General features: G+C 49.1%; 21 protein-coding genes and 1 tRNA gene. 12 read left to right on the forward strand and 10 right to left on the reverse strand.

Features of this window, described 5'->3' with window-relative positions; all coding sequences use genetic code 11:
• Window positions 1-465: 465 nt before the first annotated feature.
• From AC2D8L_RS09150 to AC2D8L_RS09165, 4 genes are all read right to left on the reverse strand, one after another.
• A tRNA-Arg gene (locus AC2D8L_RS09150) sits at window positions 466-542 on the reverse strand.
• A gap of 138 nt (window positions 543-680) precedes the next feature.
• A complete protein-coding gene (locus tag AC2D8L_RS09155; RefSeq protein ID WP_484685179.1) occupies window positions 681-2,108 on the reverse strand; it encodes an ATP-binding protein in 1,428 nt (475 codons plus the stop codon).
• 24 nt (window positions 2,109-2,132) lie between these two features.
• Window positions 2,133-3,563: a dihydrolipoyl dehydrogenase family protein gene (locus AC2D8L_RS09160; protein WP_484685180.1), complete on the reverse strand. Its 1,431-nt coding sequence runs from the start codon at window positions 3,561-3,563 to the stop codon at window positions 2,133-2,135.
• Between the two features lie 20 nt (window positions 3,564-3,583).
• A complete protein-coding gene (locus AC2D8L_RS09165; protein WP_484685181.1) occupies window positions 3,584-4,366 on the reverse strand; it encodes a TVP38/TMEM64 family protein in 783 nt (260 codons plus the stop codon).
• Window positions 4,367-4,692: 326 nt separating this feature from the next.
• Here AC2D8L_RS09165 and rpmH point away from each other — a divergent pair, with 326 nt between their 5' ends.
• From rpmH to yihA, 5 genes are all read left to right on the forward strand, one after another.
• A complete protein-coding gene (gene rpmH, locus AC2D8L_RS09170; RefSeq protein WP_084633949.1) occupies window positions 4,693-4,827 on the forward strand; it encodes a 50S ribosomal protein L34 in 135 nt (44 codons plus the stop codon).
• Window positions 4,828-4,881: 54 nt separating this feature from the next.
• Window positions 4,882-5,244: a ribonuclease P protein component gene (gene rnpA, locus AC2D8L_RS09175; protein WP_484685182.1), complete on the forward strand. Its 363-nt coding sequence runs from the start codon at window positions 4,882-4,884 to the stop codon at window positions 5,242-5,244.
• Window positions 5,241-7,064, forward strand: a complete 1,824-nt coding sequence (gene yidC, locus AC2D8L_RS09180) for a membrane protein insertase YidC (RefSeq protein WP_484685183.1) — start codon at window positions 5,241-5,243, stop codon at window positions 7,062-7,064. Before rnpA ends, yidC begins: the two co-directional genes overlap by 4 nt.
• A gap of 85 nt (window positions 7,065-7,149) precedes the next feature.
• Window positions 7,150-7,785 carry a CatB-related O-acetyltransferase gene (locus AC2D8L_RS09185; RefSeq protein WP_484685184.1) on the forward strand — a complete coding sequence of 212 codons (636 nt, stop codon included), beginning with the start codon at window positions 7,150-7,152 and terminating at the stop codon, window positions 7,783-7,785.
• Window positions 7,786-7,794: 9 nt separating this feature from the next.
• Window positions 7,795-8,424, forward strand: coding sequence for a ribosome biogenesis GTP-binding protein YihA/YsxC (gene yihA, locus AC2D8L_RS09190; protein ID WP_484685185.1), 630 nt, complete (start codon window positions 7,795-7,797; stop codon window positions 8,422-8,424).
• Here yihA and AC2D8L_RS09195 read toward each other — a convergent pair.
• A complete protein-coding gene (locus AC2D8L_RS09195) occupies window positions 8,421-11,102 on the reverse strand; it encodes a bifunctional diguanylate cyclase/phosphodiesterase (protein ID WP_484685186.1) in 2,682 nt (893 codons plus the stop codon). The two genes, yihA and AC2D8L_RS09195, sit on opposite strands and share 4 nt — an antisense overlap.
• Before the next feature lie 295 nt (window positions 11,103-11,397).
• On the opposite strand from AC2D8L_RS09195, the gene argB reads away from it, so the two are divergent.
• Window positions 11,398-12,303 (forward strand): acetylglutamate kinase, encoded by a 906-nt coding sequence (argB, locus tag AC2D8L_RS09200; RefSeq protein WP_484685187.1) that lies wholly within the window; start codon window positions 11,398-11,400, stop codon window positions 12,301-12,303.
• Window positions 12,303-12,986, forward strand: coding sequence for a pyrimidine 5'-nucleotidase (locus AC2D8L_RS09205; protein ID WP_484685188.1), 684 nt, complete (start codon window positions 12,303-12,305; stop codon window positions 12,984-12,986). The genes argB and AC2D8L_RS09205 overlap by 1 nt, the downstream gene beginning before the upstream one ends.
• A gap of 8 nt (window positions 12,987-12,994) precedes the next feature.
• Here AC2D8L_RS09205 and AC2D8L_RS09210 read toward each other — a convergent pair whose 3' ends face one another.
• Window positions 12,995-13,690: a helix-turn-helix transcriptional regulator gene (locus AC2D8L_RS09210; RefSeq protein WP_484685189.1), complete on the reverse strand. Its 696-nt coding sequence runs from the start codon at window positions 13,688-13,690 to the stop codon at window positions 12,995-12,997.
• A gap of 77 nt (window positions 13,691-13,767) precedes the next feature.
• Between AC2D8L_RS09210 and AC2D8L_RS09215 the strand changes: the two genes are divergently transcribed.
• Window positions 13,768-14,067, forward strand: coding sequence for an antibiotic biosynthesis monooxygenase family protein (locus AC2D8L_RS09215; RefSeq protein WP_484685190.1), 300 nt, complete (start codon window positions 13,768-13,770; stop codon window positions 14,065-14,067).
• 52 nt (window positions 14,068-14,119) lie between these two features.
• Here the strand turns inward: AC2D8L_RS09215 and AC2D8L_RS09220 are convergent, their stop codons facing one another.
• Complete coding sequence (locus tag AC2D8L_RS09220; protein WP_484685191.1) at window positions 14,120-14,989, reverse strand: LOG family protein; 870 nt, start codon at window positions 14,987-14,989, stop codon at window positions 14,120-14,122.
• Window positions 14,990-15,184: 195 nt separating this feature from the next.
• Between AC2D8L_RS09220 and dapD the strand changes: the two genes are divergently transcribed.
• From dapD to AC2D8L_RS09235, 3 genes are read left to right on the forward strand one after another with little or no spacing between them, the layout of a single operon-like run.
• A complete protein-coding gene (dapD, locus tag AC2D8L_RS09225; RefSeq protein WP_484686381.1) occupies window positions 15,185-16,030 on the forward strand; it encodes a 2,3,4,5-tetrahydropyridine-2,6-dicarboxylate N-succinyltransferase in 846 nt (281 codons plus the stop codon).
• A 3-nt stretch (window positions 16,031-16,033) separates the two neighbouring features.
• On the forward strand, window positions 16,034-17,191 hold the full coding sequence (dapE, locus tag AC2D8L_RS09230) for a succinyl-diaminopimelate desuccinylase (RefSeq protein WP_484685192.1): 1,158 nt from the start codon (window positions 16,034-16,036) through the stop codon (window positions 17,189-17,191).
• Between the two features lie 4 nt (window positions 17,192-17,195).
• Window positions 17,196-17,768, forward strand: a complete 573-nt coding sequence (locus tag AC2D8L_RS09235) for a hypothetical protein (RefSeq protein ID WP_484685193.1) — start codon at window positions 17,196-17,198, stop codon at window positions 17,766-17,768.
• A gap of 25 nt (window positions 17,769-17,793) precedes the next feature.
• On the opposite strand, the gene truA is transcribed toward AC2D8L_RS09235, so the two are convergent.
• From truA to def, 3 genes are read right to left on the reverse strand one after another with little or no spacing between them, the layout of a single operon-like run.
• Window positions 17,794-18,534 carry a tRNA pseudouridine(38-40) synthase TruA gene (gene truA / locus AC2D8L_RS09240; protein WP_484685194.1) on the reverse strand — a complete coding sequence of 247 codons (741 nt, stop codon included), beginning with the start codon at window positions 18,532-18,534 and terminating at the stop codon, window positions 17,794-17,796.
• Entirely contained in the window at window positions 18,534-19,460 is a 927-nt protein-coding gene (gene fmt, locus AC2D8L_RS09245) for a methionyl-tRNA formyltransferase (RefSeq protein WP_484685195.1), read from the reverse strand. The genes truA and fmt overlap by 1 nt, the downstream gene beginning before the upstream one ends.
• A 3-nt stretch (window positions 19,461-19,463) precedes the next feature.
• Complete coding sequence (gene def, locus AC2D8L_RS09250; RefSeq protein WP_484685196.1) at window positions 19,464-19,979, reverse strand: peptide deformylase; 516 nt, start codon at window positions 19,977-19,979, stop codon at window positions 19,464-19,466.
• A 177-nt stretch (window positions 19,980-20,156) separates the two neighbouring features.
• Here def and AC2D8L_RS09255 point away from each other — a divergent pair, with 177 nt between their 5' ends.
• Window positions 20,157-21,356 carry a DNA recombination protein RmuC gene (locus tag AC2D8L_RS09255; RefSeq protein ID WP_484685197.1) on the forward strand — a complete coding sequence of 400 codons (1,200 nt, stop codon included), beginning with the start codon at window positions 20,157-20,159 and terminating at the stop codon, window positions 21,354-21,356.
• Window positions 21,357-21,398 lie beyond the last annotated feature (42 nt).

Below are 21,398 nucleotides of genomic sequence, written 5' to 3' on the forward strand. Positions count from 1 at the left end.
GCTAAAAAACTTTAGCGTACTAAAATAAGTTAGCACGCTCGAAGATTGCCACTAGACGGAAGAATTGTCTACTGTAAATTTCTTAGTACGCACATCACCAAGAGCGCAATGTTCATAAGAGGAGCTTCCTCAACGAGGTTGGCTCCCCCACACTTCAACCAGCCTAGCGTATACGAGACTTGGCGAACTCTGGTAAGGCATGCGATCGTTTGTGTAGCGCGCAGGAAAGGTTACGCAATAGCGCCATTCCAAAAGGCAGGTTTGAGGATTTTATCGAACACGCTCTCAATTTTCTTGCAAACCCCTACAAACTCTGGGAATCAAGCCAACAGCACTTGCAACGCACGGTGCTTGGATTGGCGTTTTCGGAGCATTTAGCCTATTGCAGAAAAGAAGGTTATCGAACACCAAAAACATCCTTACCGTTCAGGATGTTAGGTCAAATTCCAACGTCAAATGTTGAAATGGTGCACCGGGGAAGATTCGAACTCCCGACCCCTTGATTCGTAGTCAAGTACTCTATCCAGCTGAGCTACCGGTGCATTTTCGACGGTGGGTAGTGTCTACCCTCATCAGTGTGGCAAAGGCATATACCGGGCTGATTTGGAATGCAAGTACCTCATTTAGTTCTTTTTTATTTTTCTGCCATTTTAGATGTACAAAACCTTAGTGATAGATGCTCAAGCACAGTTTGACGGCAATTCAATCGAGAAAACAGTTCCTTGATCACTATCCAAGTGACGTAGCGTTCCGCCATGGGCCTCGGTGATTTCTTTAGCAATCACCAGTCCTAGTCCGGTGCCCCCGGCTTTTCCAGATCCATCAAATGCCACGAACAGGTTGTCTTTGGCGCGCGGTGGCAGGCCGGGGCCGTTATCGCTGATCAAAATTTGATAAAATTTGCCACTGGTTTGTACTTTGACCGTCAATGTTTTGACGCCCGTTGGCGCTTCATAGACTTCTAAAGCCTCACGGGCATTTTTCATGATGTTGATAAATACACGGGCGATTTGGTCTGGATCGACATTGATAACCAAATCATCTTCGACCAAATTCTCAAACTCGATTGATGGATGCGACCGCACCCCGGCGTCAATCGCCGATTCGTCAATCAAAAGGCGGAGGTCAGCCTGCATGAATTTGGGTGGAAGAGTTTTTTGGCGTCCATAATCAAGCACGGATTGGGCGAAATTAATCGCCCGGTCCAATGTCGTCACTAAGCGCGGCGCAAGTCGTTGAACCTGCGGGTCTTCCAACGTTGCCACTTGATCGGACAGAAGTTGGGCAGCGCTTAGCGTGTTGCGCAGATCGTGATTGATTTTGGCAACCGCTAACCCAAGATCTGCCAGATGTTGTTTTTGGCGTAGCATTGAAAAGATGTCTGTTTCCATCATCGCCAATTCGCGCTCGGCAATGCCAACTTCATCGCGGCGTTTTGAAGGCATGATGATGAGGTTGGCATTTTCCGGGGTTTGCCGAAAAGCAATCATGTTGGCGGTCATTCGCCCGATGGGGCGTACCAGCAGCCGATTTAGAAAAAAGAATATAGAAGCAGCTGTAACGATGGCGACCAACAAAGAGAGCCAGAAGATGTTGCCCGAATAGGTCAACATCTCTTGACGCAGCTTGGATTCGCTCATCAAAACCTCGACGACAATATCGGGCGCGTCGATGGGCGAACCGATGATGCGCATAGTTCTATCGTCGCCGTTAAATATAACGTCGAGGGCACCCGTTATCAGCTCTAAAGATCCCCGCTCCCGGGTGTCAGCTTTTGTCACCGCGACGGGCATGGGCATATCCATGCGTTCGATTAGCTGGGACTTGCCCTCCATCCGAACAACCAGGGCTTCAGCCTGAGCTGATTTGAGCAGGTTCGAGATCATATCAGGGGTCAGATCCATGGCGTCGGGCACGGTTTCGATTACCCGCGCGGCGACACCTGCCACCTGCACACGATCATCCAGCCAACGAATGCGGAAATTTGCGACGGATGGTAGATAAATCACCACCTCAACAATCATGATCATTGCGATAATCATCGCGATGAGTTTGACAGAAAGGCCAAAAATTACGCGCCTATATTGTGGATTGACTGTGTTCGACATGGGCCAACTATATTCTGATTTTGATCAACCAAACAAACGGTTTAGTGATAACAGCCCTTTGAGTAGTGGGTTGTCCAATTTATCCTTATAAAACTCATAACTGACGCGCTTGGTTACTTCGAACAATGTTGGATAAGGCGAGATCATTTTGGTGAACGCGCCAACCTTGTGTCCGTTGGCGATGGCGAACGCATACATATTGATCAACTCATCTGCGTGTAGACCAACTGCGCCGGCACCCAAAATCTTGCCCGACTTATCGGTCAGCACTTTTACCAAGCCGTCAGTTTGCTTTTCGGCTCTGGCCCGGTCATTCTCTTCAAAGCTCCAACGCAAAATCTTGAAATTGTCGCCAAATTTTTCGCGCGCCTGTTCTTCGTTCATACCAACCTGGGCGATGGTTGGCTCTGTGTAAGTCGCCCACGGAATGATGTTGGTGTTTTGCTTTACCGGCATACCGAACAGTGCATTTCGGACCACAAGACCTGCTTGATAACCCGCTACATGGGTGAATTGCAGTCCACTAGCGACATCCCCAATGGCATATACGCGGCGGTTGGAGGATTTAAGGCCATCATTGATCTTAATGCCTTTGTTGGAATGTTCGATTTCAGCAGCGCCAAGATTTAGTTTTTCAATGTTGGGTACGCGCCCTGCGGCTACCAGCAGGTGCGAGCCGACAATCGTCTCAACTTCTCCTTCGGGCGTCTCCACTTTGATCGAAACGGATTTTGCCTTTTTGGCGACTTCGAGCACTTTTGTTCGGGAACGAATGTCCACGCCTTCACGCCGAATATGGCGCAACGTGATGTCGGTAAATTCCTTATCGTCTTTGCTCAGCGGTTCGAACATTTCAAGCACGGTGACGTTGGAACCAAGCCGTTGGTGGGCTTGAGCTAGCTCCATACCAATTGGACCGCCGCCAATGATAATCAGGTCAGCCGGCTTGCGACGTTGTTCAAAAATCGTCTCATTTGTTAAAAAAGGAACATCCGAAAGGCCGGGAATTGGTGGCACCATCGGGCGGGAGCCCGTCGCAATGACAAATTTGCGCGCGCGGATCATCTCGTCGCCAACTTTCACGGTCTTTTTGTCGACGAAGCTCGCTTCCCCCTCAATGACATTGACGCCTAACCCGCGAAACCGCTCGACGGAATCGTTGGGTGCAATACCAGCAATGACTTGTTTAATGTGATCATTAACACGTCCAAAATTGACTTTGGGCTCTTCCGCTTGAATACCAAATTCAGGCGCTGTGCGCATCGCTTGCGCCCTTTTGCCCGCAGCAATCAGCGCTTTTGAAGGGACGCAACCGGTATTTAGACAATCACCGCCCATCTTGTCGCGTTCAATCAAGATAACTGAAGCGCCTAATTGTGCGGCGGCCGCTGCAACCGTCAGGCCACCCGAGCCGCCACCAATCACACATAAATCAGGTTTCAAATAATCGTTCATTTATGTATTGGCCCTTTGAGTTAGCTGGCAACTTTGTTTGCACGGATACGTTTAACAATGATCGGCAATAATGACACTAAACCTAAAACGGAAAACGCGATCAACAATTCTGTAGTGATCAAATCGCTTGGGGCAAGTGACACGCCACAATTTTCACCGCTATTGGCCATGCAGTCAGCGAATGCACGCGACTGAGCTTGTACCAATGAAGCAAGTCCCTCCCCTGCATAAGAATATGCAAATGTGCCTGGTGCGATGCCCACCAGGGTAGTCCAAGCAAAGGTTTTGAATGGAACGCCAAGAATCGCTGGTACAATATTGATCAATGTGAACGGAAATGCAGGTACGAGCCGCAAAAATAGCATGTAGCTGACCGCATCTTCTTGCATGCCGGCGCGCAATTTCTGAACAAAGGCACCGGCGCTTTCGCGTAAATGGGCGCCCAATGATGAACTCGTTATCCAAAATAAGATTGATGCGCCAATTGTTGCGGCTATAATTGTGGTAAAACCAGCAAGCCACCAGCCAAAGAAAATGCCGCCCGCAATTGTGAGTACCCACGCTGCGGGAAAGGATAAAGCCACCGCCACGATATAGATGAGCGCGTAAAGCGCAATGGCGATCAGAAAGTTCTCTGAAATGTAGGATTGCAATTGCGCATAGTTGCCGACAAGTGCTTCTATCGACAGTGCTTTATAGACGCCTGAAAACGCAATGATGGCGACAAGGGCGGCAAAAATTGCGAGTGGAAGCCAGCGGCCCCAGTCCTTTTTTTCCGGTTTTGATTGCTCATTATCGTTCATTTGTGTTCTACGCTGTTATTACTGTTAAGGTGCAACATAGAGGTAAAACTTGAAAAGTCTTTATGGCCTCACCTCAATTTTACAGCACGTGAACAGCGGCTCAATTCCGTGTGATGTGTGCGTTGATGTAAAAGGGCACGATATACACCGATCTTTCAGGGCTTTGAGATTGACTTAATGCTGTAATTTGCATATACACCGCGCAACTCGGCCGCAATTTGTGGTGCGACAGCATTTATGCATGGCGTACTGTAATTTTTATTGATGGCATACATGTAATTCTAATTCGAGAGGAGCAGTGCCCCGAACGGCACTGTGATTGAGCAATGAAGCGTACCTTTCAGCCAAGTAATCTTGTGCGTACTCGTCGTCACGGTTTCCGTGCACGCATGGCAACAAAAAACGGCCGTAAAATTTTGAACGCACGCCGCGCACGCGGTCGCAAGCGTTTGTCTGCGTAAATCGTTTTTGTGACCCGGTGCATGATGTTGGGTCAGAACATTGCAGGTGGAACGATGCGCCGTTTAAAAAACCGGGCGCAGTTTTTACAAGCCGCGCGGGGACACAAATCTGTCCGGCGCGGCTTTGTGCTGCAAGCAACACCGTGCGATGATCAAGAACCCGGAATTGGGTTTACTGTTACTAAACGTGTCGGCAACGCGCCTGAGCGTAACCGCATCAAACGCCGACTTCGCGCTTTGTGCGATCAAATGGCGCCAAAATTCCAGCCTAATTACAACTATGTATTGATTGGGCGCAAAGAAGCGCTACATGAACCCTTTAGCCTTTTGCAAAAAGGTCTGGGTGAAGCGATCAAGAAAATTCACAGTCCACGCAAATCCAAAGCGGACTTAGGGGAGCGGAAAGCAAAATCATGAATGGTGAAGGCCGCAATTATATTTTAGCGATCGGCTTATCGATCTTAGTGTTGGTTGGTTGGCAGTTTTTTGTCGCAGGACCGCAGCTAGAAAAATCACAACAGCAGGCACAGATTGCTGCAGAACAAGCTCAAAGTGAGGCTACAGCAGATCTTCCGACGCCCGGTACGGCAAGTGACGGCGCTGCTATCGCAACCTCCTCTCCTGCAATTGTTGGTACGCGAGACGACGTGATTGCCGCAGGCAGCCGCATTCAAATCTCCACGGGCGCGCTCGTTGGCTCGATCAATTTGCAAGGTGGTCGCATAGACGATTTGCGCCTAACCCAATATCGCGAGACCATTGATGAAAGCAGCCCAATCATCACGCTGTTTTCACCGCAAGGTTCTCCTAAACCCTATTATTCTGAGCAAGGTTGGGTCGGAGCAGCCGGTTCAACAGCGACATTGCCAAATTCGGATAGCGTCTGGGCGGTTGACGGCAACGCAACGCTAAATGCGGCTTCACCAGTGACCCTGACGTTTGACAATGGAGAAGGTCTTGTTTTCAAACGCACGTTTGAAGTTGACGAAAACTACTTGTTCACAGTCAAGCAAAGCGTTCAGAACAACACGGGCGGCGACGTTGCCCTTTACCCTTATTCATATGTGACACGGCAGGAAACACCTGAAACATCTGGCTTTTTCATTTTGCACGAAGGACCGATCGGCGTTTTGGGCGATGCCAACCTTGTAGAGCTTGGCTACAACGATCTGGTTGACGATAGCCGCAAAGACTATGAGGCAAATGGCGGCTGGCTCGGCTTTACAGACAAATATTGGGCTGCGGCTGTCTTCCCTGAAGCGAACACAGCAATCAACGCACGGTTCTCTTACAAAAAGGCCGACGCCCGTGACACGTATCAAACCAGTTATGTTGGCCGCGAACCGCTTGTAATTGGCGCTGGTGCCGCCGCTGAGCACAAAAGCTATGTTTATGCTGGTGCAAAAGTTGAGAGCATTATCGACAGCTACGAAAAAGGCTTCGGCATTGATCGCCTAGAGTTGCTGATTGACTGGGGGTGGTTCCACTTCATTACGAAACCGCTCTTCTACGTTATTCGGGCTCTAAACGATCTGTTGGGCAATTTCGGTTTGGCTATTCTGGCTGTGACCGTATTGATCAAAATCCTATTCTTCTGGTTTGCCAATAAATCATACGCTTCGATGGCGGGCATGAAAAAAGTCCAGCCTGAAATGAAGGCAATTCAGGAACGCCACAAAGAAGATCGCATGGCCCAACAACAGGCCATGATGGAATTGTATAAGCGCGAAAAGATCAACCCGATGAGTGGTTGTTGGCCAGTGCTTATTCAGATCCCAGTATTCTTCTCGCTCTATAAGGTTTTGTTCGTCACCATCGAAATGCGTCAAGCGCCATTCTTTGGCTGGATTCAGGATTTGGCTGTGCCAGACCCAACGAACCTGTTCAACCTATTTGGATTGATCCCACTTGACCCAACTGGCATTCCATTGTTGGGCAGCTTCTTGGTTATCGGCGCGTGGCCATTGATCATGGGTATCACCATGTTCGTTCAAATGCGTTTGAACCCACCACCAACGGATGCGACCCAAGCTGCGATCTTTGCTTGGATGCCTGTGATCTTTACATTCATGCTTGCAGGCTTCCCTGCTGGTTTGGTGATCTATTGGGCATGGAACAACTTCCTATCGATCTGTCAGCAATATTTCATCATGAAGCGCCACGGCGCGGATGTGGACATTATTGGCAACATCATGGCTACCTTTAAGAAAAAAGAGCCTGAAGGCGACGCCAAATAAGTTTTTGGGTTTTTGATAGACCCAATAAGAACTGAAGTTTAAAATCGCGCTGTATTTGCAGCGCGATTTTTTTTTGGTGAATTCTATGTATGGTCCCGACCCCAACAACCCAACGCCCTTACCCAACACAGATCAATTGGTGTTTTTGAAGAACTTCATTACCCGCGACGGCATATCAGTTGGGGATTACACCTATTATGATGATGTGGACCATGCGGCAGAGTTTGAAAGTCGCAATGTCCTTTATCACTATGATTTTGTTGGCGATCAGCTCATCATCGGCAAATATTGTTCTCTTGCCACTGGCTGCACGTTTTTAATGAACGGCGCAAACCATCCCCTATCCTCATTCTCAACCTACCCGTTTGCGATTTTCAAAAATGGTTGGGGCGAAGGGGATGTTGCCCAGTTGGCAGAACAAAACAAAGGCGACACGATTATTGGCAATGACGTCTGGATTGGACGCGATGCCGTCATATTGCCGGGCGTGAATGTTGGACATGGCGCGATCATCGGTGCCAGGGCGGTTGTCAGCAAAGACGTGCCGGACTACTCGGTTGTCGTTGGTAATCCAGCAAAAATTGTCCGCCAAAGATTTGACGATCAAACCATTGCAAGCCTTCTCAATGTTGCTTGGTGGGACTGGCCCGCAGATAAAATTACCCGAAATCTTGATGCGATCACCAATGCAGACCTAGACGGGATGATCAATGCGGTATAGACCGCACGGATGACCGAATTTAGCACTGCAGAAATTGAAGCTGGCCGCCTTTTATTTGCCCGACCGTGGCAATTCATAAAGGGGTGCGTGCGCGTAGATGACCTTCCGCCTGGCGACCGCTTAGAAATTGCGTTTGCTGGCCGTTCTAACGTCGGCAAATCTTCGCTGATCAATGCGCTAACAGGCCGGGTCAATTTGGCGCGTACATCCAACACACCGGGCCGTACACAAGAGCTCAACATATTTGAAGCCGACAACGCGCCAGCACGCATTGTGGATATGCCGGGATATGGATTTGCTAAGGCACCGAAAAAGGTCGTCGAGAAATGGACGCGATTGATCCATTCCTATTTGAAGGGTCGAGCAACCCTGCGTCGCGTATTTGTTCTGATCGACGGAAGACATGGCCCCAAGCCAGCAGATATTACCGTCATGAATGAACTGGATGGTGCGGCTGTATCGTATCAGATTGTTTTGACAAAAGCTGATAAACCAAAGGCGAACGAGTTAGAAAAAGTGAAGCAGGAAACAGCGAAGATCATTTCCAAACATCCTGCCGCGCACCCAGAAATGCTGATTACGTCATCGGAAAAGGGTGAGGGAATTGACTTATTGCGCGCAACAATCGCGCAATTCTAACCGACACGTTTGGATGGATTTTTCACCCAAGAATGTTCAGATAGGAAACGCGTTAGCTCGCCAGCGGCCATAGGTTTGGCGTAAAGGTATCCTTGCAATTCATCAACGCCAAGCTCGCGTAGTATCTCTGCTTGTTCTGGCGTTTCGACACCTTCTGCCAGAACACGAATGCCCAACGACTTGCCCATATCGATCATTGATTTGACCAATCGTCGCTGGTCAACAGATTCTGTAATGGACGACACGAATTGTCGATCAATTTTAATCCGGTTGGGTTCCAGGTTTAGCAGACCAACAATCGAGGCGTGCCCAGTACCGAAATCATCAATATCGATATCAATGCCCATCGCTTTGATTTGAGCCAAATTGTCATCAAACATCGCATCACTATCATCGATAAATATAGACTCAAGTAGTTCGAAGGTGACCCGACCAGGCTCGATATCAAGTTCGTGCAGCCGGCGTACTAGATTTTCGTCACGCAGCCTTGGGGAAGAAATATTGACCGAAGCTTTGTCAACGCGGACACCTTGTTCTTCCCAATATTTCAAGTCGTTCAACACAGTCGCTAGAATCTCGTGGTCGATTTCATCAACGACGCTGATGTCCTCGGCAACCTTTAGAAATTCGAACGGACCTAGAATACCTTTGTCTGGATGATCCCAGCGTGCCAGCGCTTCTACACCAATTACCTCGCGCGTATTGGCATCAAACTGGGGCTGGTAGAACGGCACAAATTGCCCCAGTTCAAGGCCCCACAATATTTCTTCAGCGACCTCGCGCGCTTTGACGATGCGTTCTTGTTGTTCGTTTGAGAAAAACTCAAAACAATTACGTCCACGCTCTTTTGCTCGATACAGCGCAATATCTGACTGGACCATGAGTTCGTTTAAACTTGCGCCGCTTTTTGTCGAATGAGCGATCCCGATGCTGGCGCCAAACCGACATGGCTGGCCATCAAACATTACGGGTTCCTTCAATGCCTCAATTATGCATTCAGCAAGATTGATCAGTTTTTCGTCATCGAATGGGCGTTGGACAATTAACACAAACTCATCGCCGCCCACCCGTGCCAGAAAATCACCTTCCGCTACACACTGTTTCAACACTTCTGCAACATGGCGTAGTGTGGCATCCCCAGCCAGGTGCCCCAATGTGTCATTGATTTGCTTAAATCGATCCAAGTCCAGCGCAAGCATAGCCACAGGCTTTTCGGCCTGGCCGCGCTCACCAAATTGCTCAATAGTTTGATCCAAGAAACGCCGATTGGGCAAACTGGTAAGCGCGTCATGCAATGCGAGATGCTCTATGCGTTCTTGCATCTGTCTCAACTCAACATTTTTGCTTTCTGCCAAACGCGTCGCGGCTAACAACTCATTTCGCATCGTCACATCTTCAGTGATGTCCCAATTTACGCCAACCATTTTTGGGTCGCTACCTGGAGGATGATAATAGGCACATCGAGATTGCAGATGTCGAATATTACCATCAGGCAACATGATCCGAAATTCAGTGCTCAACTGCGATTTTCCCTCAATCGCTTCATTGAAAGACTTGGAGACGCGCTCTACATCATCAGCGTGAAGTGCTTCCGTAAATGCATTTTCAGGTACAGTTGCACCATTGGATTCCCATCCAAACAACAAAGTTGTCCGCTTGTCCCAATAGCGTTCACCGGTTGTTAAATTGGCTTCCCAAACCCCGACATTGGACGACGCGAGAGCTACATTTAGGCGCTCTGAAATTAACCCAATTTTTTGCTCCCGTTCGGCCAACTCCATATTCTTCAGATTGCGCTGCCGCATTAAGTGTCCCGAGTAGGCTGACGGAATAAAAATCAAGATGCCCGCAAGGAACATAATCATTCTGATCGAGGACAGGTCCGGTTCGTAAGCATCCCAACCACCTCTTGGCTGGGCAAGCATTTGCCAGGTGCCACTAGGCAGCGCTACGTCCAATTTAACAGACCTTGGATCATCTCTAATGTCAGACCCGAAAAACACATTGCCAGGTTCCCCCGGCGCACCGCTGCCCACCAACGAAACCTCTACGGGCATGTTTTCGTCCAACAGACCGCTATTTTCATAAAGTTTTTGGACATCAATAACGGCAGAGACAATGCCCCAAAACCATTTGCTGCCGTCACGTGTGCGCACGAATACCGGATAACGGCCAATAAATCCCTGCCCGCCCTGAACCAGGTCCACAGGACCTGCCAAAACCAATTCGCCGCTATCGCGCGCGCGCAGAGCTGCATCGCGTTGCGCTACATTTTTATTGTAATCAAGGCCAATGGCCTTCTCGTTCCCCTTCATCGGGTAAATCATCGTAATAACAAGCTTTGGCGCACCCGCAACTATTGTCAGTTCAGAGTGATCACCAAATAGGTCAGACAAAAGAGATTCGAATTCAGGCTGCGTCGTATTGGGGCGTGCAGACAAAACCGACACAACACCACGCACCAATTGCAGATTGGAATTGAGTTTGCCTTCCAAACGGGACTGCAAAACACTAGCATTACTAATGACTTCTTCGCGGACAGCATGTTCTTGAATTGAGCGTGATTGGTATTCAGTATATTGCCAAAAGCAAACCGTGAAGACGAGGGCAATTATCGTCGGAATGTTTGTAACACTCCACACATTTTGTTTGATGGCAGATAGAAATCGTCCTGTCATAATTGCCTATGAACTCATTCTGGTTATTGACGACAACTTTAGTGTTGGAATGATTAACGTTCAATTTAGCGCAAACATCTTAAAAAACCCGAAAACCCTAACCTTTTCCGATATTTTACTTCGTCAAACGTTATGTCATCTCATCCAATGTAATTACATTTGTCAGTATCAGTCGTGTATTTTCCGAATTGGCGTCATATAATGCAGTGATGAAATTTAAATACAGGTCAAGACAAGCCACCCTTTTTTGTTTAAGGGTGTCAAGGTTTGTTGGACCGTTTTGAGAACTTGCCCCATGATTGACAAAACAAAAGAAGCCGCCATTTTAGCCCAAGCGCTGCCCTATATGCTGCGGTATGGACACAGAGTTGTGGTCGTAAAATATGGCGGCCACGCGATGGGAAATCCTGAGCTTTCACGGGCGTTTGCGCGCGACATCGTATTGCTCCGACAGTCGGGCGTAATGCCGATCGTCGTGCATGGCGGTGGTCCACAGATTGGCAAGATGCTCGACCGGCTTAATATCGAATCTGAGTTTAAAGATGGATTGCGGGTTACGGACCGGGCAACCGTTGATATTGTCGAAATGGTCTTGGCGGGTGCAATCAACAAGCAAATTGTTACGGCGATCACACAAGAAGGTGGGCGCGCTATTGGGCTGTGCGGCAAAGACGCTGGTATGGTGCAAGCGAAGAAGCTGACGCGCACATCCATGGACCCGGACAGCAATATTGAACGGATTATCGACCTTGGATTTGTTGGTCAGCCCGAAGAAGTTAACCCGGAAATTTTACATCGTTTGATTGGCGAAGAGATTATTCCGGTAATCGCCCCTATTGCTGCGGGCAAGAATGGCGACACATTCAACATCAACGCCGACACATTTGCCGGCGCAATTGCATCAGCTATGGACGCCAAGCGCTTTTTGTTGCTTACGGACGTTGAAGGTGTGTTAGGCGCAGATGGCGAGCTTATCCCTGACATGGACGTCAATGGCGCGCAAAAACTAATCAATAATGGCGTGGCCAAAGGCGGGATGATCCCAAAGCTTGAAACCGCTATTGACGCTGTTGAAAGCGGCGTCGAGGGCGTGGTGATTGTGAACGGGAAAACAGAACATGCTGTTTTATTGGAGCTATTCACCGAGCATGGCGCAGGAACCCTTATCCATCACAACGATGATGTTAGAGAGGACAACTGATGCCATTAAAGGACGTTCAATATTGGGTATTTGATTTGGACAACACGCTTTATCCGCGTGAATGCCAGCTTTTTGCACAAATCGACAAGCTAATTACAGCCTATGTTGCAGATGTCACCGGACTTGAACCTATACCGGCTCGCCAATTGCAAAAAGAGTTCTTTGGACAATATGGGACGACTCTGCGTGGTCTGATGGCAACGCGTGACATCGACCCAAACCATTTTTTGTCCAAGGTTCACGATATCGATTACAGCTCGGTGTTACCCGACCCCGATTTAATGTCTGCTATCCGCAACCTACCGGGTAAGAAGTTGATATTTACCAATGCTGATACCAAACATGCAGAAGCGGTGATTGATCGACTTGGCGGCAACGACGTATTTGACGGCATTTTCGATGTTGTCGATGCTGATTTGGAACCCAAACCATTTGTTGGGCCATACAAGAAGTTTCTCAACGACCATAATGTAAACGCAACAGCTGCTGCTATGTTCGAAGATATGGAGAAAAACCTTCTCACTGCACATGAACTTGGCATGCGCACAATTCACGTTGTCCCTGGTGCAGATTTTAAAGATGATAGTCTTGAAGCGTTTGAATTGGAACGCAAAGATGATCATGATCATATTCATCATGTAACAGACGATCTTGCTGGGTTCTTAAAACCATTTGCAGCATAGCGGCGCAATCAATTGACCCGTTTATGTTCGACAAACCCAGCATGATAGTCGTCTAACCGCTGACCCACGGCCTGCTCAAACAGTTCCCCTGTTGGGCTAAAGTCACGTAATCGATCGACGCGGAACTCGCGAAAATCATCCCGTTGCTCGCACCAAGCGGTGAGCAGCCAAATGTGGCCAAAGCTAATTAGTCCCAGTGGTCGTATGGTGCGTTCGCTCAATTGTCCGGATAGGGCACTATAGGAAATCGCTAATTTCTGACGTCGTTCAATCGCCTCACGTAGCTTGCCAATAACCTTTCTTTGCTGCTCTGTACCGCTGGCCGGGTAGGAAAGAAGCGAGGTATTTTCGAGACGAGCGCGATGATCTGGCGGCAAAACATGTCTCACCTTTTCCAAGGCTTCGCGGGCGGCATTTGCCAGATCCTTATCGGCCAGTGCAGCCACAGCCCGCGCCCCAAATGCTAGAGCCTCCAACTGCTCAAATGTAAAGGTCATAGGCGGTACATCAAATTCATCGCGCAGCATAAAACCGACGCCGGGCTCAGAATCAATAGGTGCGCCCGAACCAATTAGGTGGGCCATATCGCGATAGATGGAGCGTTTTGAAATTTCGAGCTGATCGCCGATTTGTTTTGCGGTCAGAGCCCCATTTGCTTGGCGCAAAATTTGAATAATTCTGAATAATCGTTCCGCTCTGCGCATAAACCTCTCCATTGTGGCCACAAGGGTGGCAACAGGGGGATGATAGAGGATCAGCATCACACAAGAAAGGTACTATTATGAGTGACAAAATTGTTGAGCTGGTTCTATTTAAGGTCAAAGATGCCAAAATCGCAGAGCAGGCGCGGAAAAAGGCGATGGCATTCGCAAAGCGGCAAAAAGGCTTTATCAGCTATTCCGCCCTTACCGATCAGAAAGATGCGACCCAATTCGCAGATTTAGTTAACTGGGAAACGCTGGAAGACGCTTTAGCGGCGGCTGAGCTGGTGCCAAAAGCCCCTGAATTTGCTGACATTATGGGTCAAATTGAAAGTGTTAGCACCATGCAACATTTCAAAATCAGCAACATCGTAAGTTAAGAAAAAGGCCCGGCAAATGCCGGGCCTATTTACTTGGTTTCAGCGACGATGCCTATTTAGTAGCTTCGTCTTCGCCATTGTCTTCAATATTTGGCAAGTTGTAGGCTTCTCGCACAACAGCCCATGCCTCATCAGCCGTATCCACGGTTTTGAACAAATTCACGTCGTCAGGGGAAATTGTACCCTCTTCAGCCAACGCCTCAAGATCAATCACTCGGTTCCAGAAGTGAGTGCCGAACAACAATACCGGCACTCTTTCCATGCGGCCCGTCTGAATAAGCGTAAGCGTTTCAAAGAACTCGTCCATGGTGCCAAAACCACCGGGGAACACTGCGATGACCTTTGCGCGCAACAAGAAGTGAATTTTACGCGTTGCGAAATAGTGAAAGTTAAAACTTAGGTCCGGCGTGACATAGACGTTTGGCGCCTGTTCATGTGGCAGCACAATGTTGAGACCAATCGATGGGGCACCAACTTCGCTCGCCCCTTTATTGCCCGCTTCCATAACGCCCGGACCGCCACCAGTTACGACAACATATTCTTTGTGGTCCAGCGTTTCAGAGGTCAGCGATGCCAAGCGCGCAAATTTTCGAGCTTCATCATAATATTTGGAGTTCTTTTCCAAATTGGCTTTCTGAACGTCATTTTTGGCCGCCCATGCATCTGCTCCCGGCGCTGGCAATCTCGCCCCGCCAAACAGCACCACAGTCGAATTGATGCCCCGCTCCTGCAGCCATAGTTCTGGCTTTAAAATTTCAAGCTGCAGGCGAATGGCCCGCGTGTCTTCTGACGTCATGAATTCTTCGTCAGAGAAAGCCAATTTGTAAGCAGCTGATTCTGTTTGAAGCGTTTTGGGTACGCGCCTTGTAACGCTGATATCTTCTTTCGAAGTGCGTAACGCGGTGCGGCGGCGTTTTGACATAGAAATCTCCAAAGTTTGTTTGTAACTATCATTCGCACAATCCAGTTAACGAGTAGTGGAATGCAAGTGCATCGCGCAATCGTCATTTTTGTGTGAGCGAGAGGATTGCTTTCGTCACCGGATGAGTTGACACCAATGGTGACGGCGCTAATGTCGCTCACAAAATCTTGGATATTTGCTGGAGAGTTTGGAAATATGTCTTTTGCCGATTTGGCGTCAACAATTGATGCCGCTTTTGATGACCGTGACAATATTAACCTCGCCACGACCGGCGCAGTCCGCGAAGCCGTTGTTGACGCCCTAAAACTGATGGATGATGGTAAGTTGCGCGTCGCAGAGCAAAATGATGCTGGCGAGTGGACGGTCAATCAGTGGGCTAAGAAGGCTGTATTGTTATCCTTCCGACTAAACGACATGGAAGCAATTCCAGGCGGCCCCGGTGGCTCGCACTGGTGGGACAAAGTTCCTTCAAAATTTGATGGCTGGGGAGACAATCGTTTCCGCGCTGCGGGTTTTCGTGCAGTGCCGGGCGCAATTGTTCGCCATTCCGCTCACATCGCACCAGGCGCGGTTTTGATGCCTTCATTCGTCAATCTTGGTGCATTTGTTGGTGAAGGCACAATGGTCGACACATGGGTTACCGTTGGCTCATGTGCACAAATCGGCAAAAATGTTCACCTTTCCGGCGGCGTTGGCATTGGTGGCGTGTTGGAACCGTTACAAGCTGATCCTGTAATCATTGAAGATGATTGCTTTATCGGCGCACGTTCTGAAGTTGTTGAAGGCGTTCGTGTGGGCAAGGGCTCTGTGATCTCCATGGGCGTGTTCATCGGCCAATCGACAAAAATCGTAAATCGTCATACTGGCGAAATTCATATGGGTGAAGTTCCGCCATATTCTGTTGTGGTTTCTGGCTCCATGCCGGGCAAACCACTCCCAGACGGCACACCAGGCCCTAGCCTATATTGCGCGGTGATTGTTAAGCAGGTTGACGAGAAAACGCGCTCGAAAACTTCAATCAATGATCTTTTGCGAGACTAATTGATGTCTGACGCGCTGGAACTGCTTTCCGACCTTATTCAATGCCGTTCAGTCACGCCTGAAGACCGCGGCGCGCTCGATGTGCTTGAAGCATATTTGAAGCCTTTGGGCTTTACATGCACTCGCACACCATTTGAGGGCGATGGAAGTTACAAAGTGGAAAATCTGTTTGCGACCAGAGAAGGCGGCAAGCCGCATCTCTTGTTTGCAGGACACACAGATGTTGTTCCAATTGGCGATGCAAACGCGTGGACGCATGATCCGTTTTCGGCTGACGTGGTCGATGGCGTGATGTGGGGCAGAGGCGCAGTGGACATGAAAAGCGGGGTCGCAGCTTTTTGCGCTGCCCTACCTTCTTTCATTGAAAGCGGTGCGGCAGACAAATGCACAATTTCGTTGCTGATTACCGGCGACGAGGAAGCCGACGCCGTAAATGGCACGGTGAAGGTGCTCAAATGGGCGAAAGATCAGGGCTACGAGTTTGATTTCGGGTTAGTTGGCGAGCCATCAAGCGCGACCGAGTTTGGCGACACCGTGAAAATCGGTCGGCGTGGCTCAATGAGCTTCACCATCACTGTCTCTGGCGAACAAGGTCATGTGGCATACCCAGACAAAGCGCGTAATCCATTGCCTGTTCTAGCGAGCATTGCCCAACAGCTATCCTCAGCAAAATTGGATGATGGAAATGAGAATTTCCAACCGACAAATCTAGAACTCACCTCGATTGACGTTGGCAATGCTGCCACAAACATCATCCCAGCAAGCGGCGCAGTGAAAGGCAACATTCGTTTCAACGATATCTGGGATACGCAGAAGCTCGAATATTGGCTTTCAACACAAATATTGAAAGTGCCAGCCCACGGCTGCGATGTTGAATTGGATTTCAGACAGCCTGTATCACGCTCATTTGTGTCGCATGGATCAAAACACGTTGATATGTTAGTTCAAAGCGTTGCGGCGGTTGCTGGAAGAACACCAGAACGTTCAACCGGCGGCGGGACATCGGACGCACGATTCATTGCTGATTATTGCCCCGTGGCCGAATTTGGGCTGGTTGGGAAAACCATGCATCAAGTTGATGAGCGTGTGCCAACACAAATGGTACTTGAACTTGAGAAGGTTTACGCCCATTTCTTGAATAGCTTTGCAAACCAAGGATGATTTTATGAACCCGCCAAATCTGATCGACGAATTGGTGGCGGCGGCCCGTGGGTGCTTCGGCATTTTGTTGGGCCGCGAGCAAGAAATCAAATATTTGGATGGCAGTTGGTCTGGCGTTATCAGCTCAGTTATTGCTGCATTGTTGGCAATCGGCGTGCAAGCAATGCTAGAATTGCCTTTGCCGCAAGACGTAGTTGCGCCAATGCCTGTGTTGGTTTTACTTCATTTAGTGGCCGTAAATGTTGCTGGATTTTATGGCGTTTATCTATTTTTGCGTGCTAAGGGGCGAACAATCGACATGCAGCGATATATCGCCGCGCACAATTGGTCGAACTTATTCTTCCTCGCATCCACACTTGTTTTGGTGTTCGTCTTGCCAGGTTTGTTGGGTAGCTTAGCGATTACCATTGCTACAGCGGTTTTTTATGTCCGCGCCGCACTCCATCTATTAAACATCCGTGGAGCTGATCTGATCTTGATGATCGGCGCTCAAATATTGGCCATGCTGGCCTGTATCATTTTGCTGATGATTATCGGTAGCCTTATTCCAGGCTTGGGATTTTACATCCCTGCCTAAACCAATTCGAATTGGCGTTTAGGACCTAAGGGTAATCCACATGGGTTAGATATAACCCATGGGCCGGTGCGACGGGCCCACATGCTTTTCTGTCTTTAGCTTCCAGCGCGGTTTTGACATCGTCTGGTTGCCAACGGCCTTCACCTACGGCTTTGAGAGATCCAACCATCGAGCGCACTTGATTGTGCAAAAATGCTCGCGATGAAACATTGATGAAAATCGTTTCACGATCCCGAGTCACCTCAAACCGATCAATAGACCGGATCGGCGATTTTGCTTGGCAAAACTTGGATCTAAATGTCGAGAAGTCATGCTCACCTAAAAAGTATTTGGCCGCCTCCGCCATTTTTTTATGATCAAGTTCGATAGGAACGTGCCAGACACGATTTGCATCCAACACCGGCCGCGAACGGCGGCAAAATATTTGATATTCATAATGCCGAGCAGTGGCGGAAAACCGCGCTTCAAAGCTCTCATCTACCTTTTCAACATCAATAATGACAATGGTGTTGGGCTTTAGATGAAAGTTAATGGCCTGCATGACGCGAAACGTGTCGTGGTCTTCATCCATGTCGAAATGAATAACTTGCCCTAAGGCATGGACACCGGCATCCGTACGGCCTGCGGCCTGTGTGCGTGTTTTAACACCGCAGAATTTTTCAATGGCACGTTCGATTTTGTTTTGGACAGCTTTGCCGTTTGGCTGCACCTGCCAACCTGCATAAATTGTACCATCATATTCAACGAGCGCTTTATATCGTGGCATTAGGCCAGCACTTTGGATCTAAGCGAGCCTGTTCCGCGGATGAACGTTTCCGCGTCCATCTTGCTTTTACCCTCGCGTTGAACATGGGTTATCGCAATGGCGCCCTGTCCTGTTGCGACGGTCAATTGGTCATCAATGATCGTGCCGGCGGCGCCTTGGCCGTCAACAAGAGCGGATTTAATCACTTTGACCCGCGTTGGTTTGCCATTCAGCTCAATCTGAAACCACGCGCCGGGAAACGGCGATAGACCACGCACCTTGTTGTGGATTTCAATCGCGCTGGCCGACCAATCGATCCGCGCTTCCGCTTTGTCGATTTTTTTGGCGTAGGTAACGCCTTCTTCGGCTTGGGGCACAAAATGAAGACTATCCCGCTCAAGGGCTGGCAGGGCCCGCCCTATCAGATCCGCACCACGGATCATCATTTCATCGTGCAATTCACCCGCAGTCATGTTCTCAGAAATAGGAATTTCGTCGACAAGGCCAACGTCGCCAGTGTCCAACCCTTCGTCCATCTGCATGACCATTAGGCCGCTTTGCTTATCACCCGCCATAATGGCGCGTTGGATCGGGGCTGCACCACGCCAGCGCGGCAGTAATGAGCCGTGCAAATTCAGGCAACCTTTTTCAGGCGCATCCAATATGCGTTTTGGCAACAACAATCCATATGCCACAACAACAGCAACATCTGCTTCCAGCGCTTCAAACGCTTCAATGTCAGTTTCGTCTTTGAAGTTTAAAGGCGTGCGCACTTCAAGGCCAAATCCTCCAGCCAATTCATGGACAGGTGATTTGCGTTCTTTCTTGCCGCGGCCTGCAGGACGCGGCGGTTGGCTATACACGGCAACAACGTCGTGGCCACGCCCGATAATTTCGCTCAATGTTGGCACCGCAATTTCTGGGGTGCCCATGAAAATTATCCGCATGAACTATTCCACCGCCCGTCTGGCCAGTTTCTGAAATTTCTTTTTTACCCGATCTCGTTTGAGCCGGGAGATATAGTCGATGAACAATTTGCCGTCCAAATGATCAACTTCATGTTGCACAATCGTTGAGAGCAACTCTTCGCACTCTTGTTCTTGACGCTGGCCGTTCTCATCCAAGAACGTCACTTTACACCGATCAGGACGCTCAACATCTTCGTAATACTCGGGAATTGAAAGGCACCCCTCTTGATGAACGCGCAATTCGTCAGAAAACCAGGTGATTTCTGGGTTGATCATGGCCAACGGTCTTGGTTCTTCTTCTTCGCCCGCAGGGTCCATCACGATAACCCGATGCATCACGCCAATTTGGGGCGCAGCAAGGCCAACGCCGGGTGCATCATACATGGTGTCGAACATGTCCTTGACCAAGGTTTTAATCTCGTCATCAATGGTCGCGACGGGTGTAGCCACTTCACGCAAGCAAGGGGACGGGATATGTAGAATGCGCCGGATAGCCATGGGGTCGTTTCACCTTTAATTCCAATTCAGTCGTGTCGATAGGATGAAAGGGCTTTACTGGTCAAGGAAAGCTTTCAAACACGCCTATCGTTCTCTCATAATATATGGTGATTTTTGCTCTCAATTTCCAGTTCAAATTTGCCAACGCCGCACACCGAATCACGATAAAATAGCAATATGGAAAGCATCTTATTCTCTGCATTTGGCCGCGACTTCAGTGGTTTTGAAACGGTTCTTATTATTTTGGGCCTATTGCTGCTCGTCTCGATAGCGGCAATTTTTACCTCAATGGCCGCGAACAGGAAGCGGCGCGACGATGCGATTGCTCTGGTCGAACGCAATGCAGAAATGGAACGCCATATGGCGGACCTTATGCGTGTTCAGTCTGAAATGACTGGGCGCATGCACACCATGTCAGAAATATTCGGCTCGCGCACATCTGACCTTGCGCGGCTATTGACCGAGCGGATTGAGGGGGCGAGCCACCGCACCAACCAGTCGGTCAATGAGACCCGAGTTAAGACCGAAGAGAGCCTTTCCAAACTCAATGAACGCTTAGCGGTGATCGACCGGGCACAAACAACCATTGCTGACCTTTCGACCGAAGTTGTTTCCTTGCGCGATATTTTGGCGAACAAACAAAGTCGTGGTGCGTTTGGTCAGGGTCGAATGGAGGCTATTGTTGCGGACGGCCTGCCTAACGCTAGCTTTGACTTCCAAGCCACTCTTTCCAACAACAATCGACCCGACTGCCTAGTGACGTTGCCCAACGATGCGCCAAACTTAGTGATCGACGCCAAGTTTCCGCTCGAGGCGTGGCAGCGGCTGCATGAGGCAGAAAATACGGATCAGACAAAGCAGGCGCTGGCTTCGTTTCGAAATGATATGAATGTGCACATAAAAGCGATTTCGGAAAAATATCTAATCCCTGGCGAGACCCACGACACCGCATTTTTGTTCGTGCCATCTGAGAGCATATTTGCGGATATTCACGAGAAATTTGAAGACATCGTGCAAAAGGCTCTTCGCCAGCGTGTGGTCATCGTTTCACCGTCATTGCTGATGTTGTCCATCCAAGTGGTACAAGCACTGCTTCGGGACGTTAAAATGCGTGAGCAAGCACATATTATCCAGCAGGAAGTCGCAAATTTGTTGTCAGACGTTGGTCGACTTTCAGATCGCGTTACAAAACTGCAAACTCATTTCAGCCAAGCCAATAAAGACGTCGAGCAAATTCTCATCTCAACGGGCAAGGTGACGAAGCGCGGTGAGCGCATTGAGCAAATGGAGTTTGAAAATAAATCCGAAACTGACGCCACCGAATCCGTATTATCTGAACCACAAAGTGCGGAACCATTGTTGCCCATTTCTCGCTAGATATCGGTCATAATCGGGTCGCTTTCCCCGTGAACAGACCTT

It is taken from the genome of Maritalea sp. YIW29, from assembly GCF_057219265.1.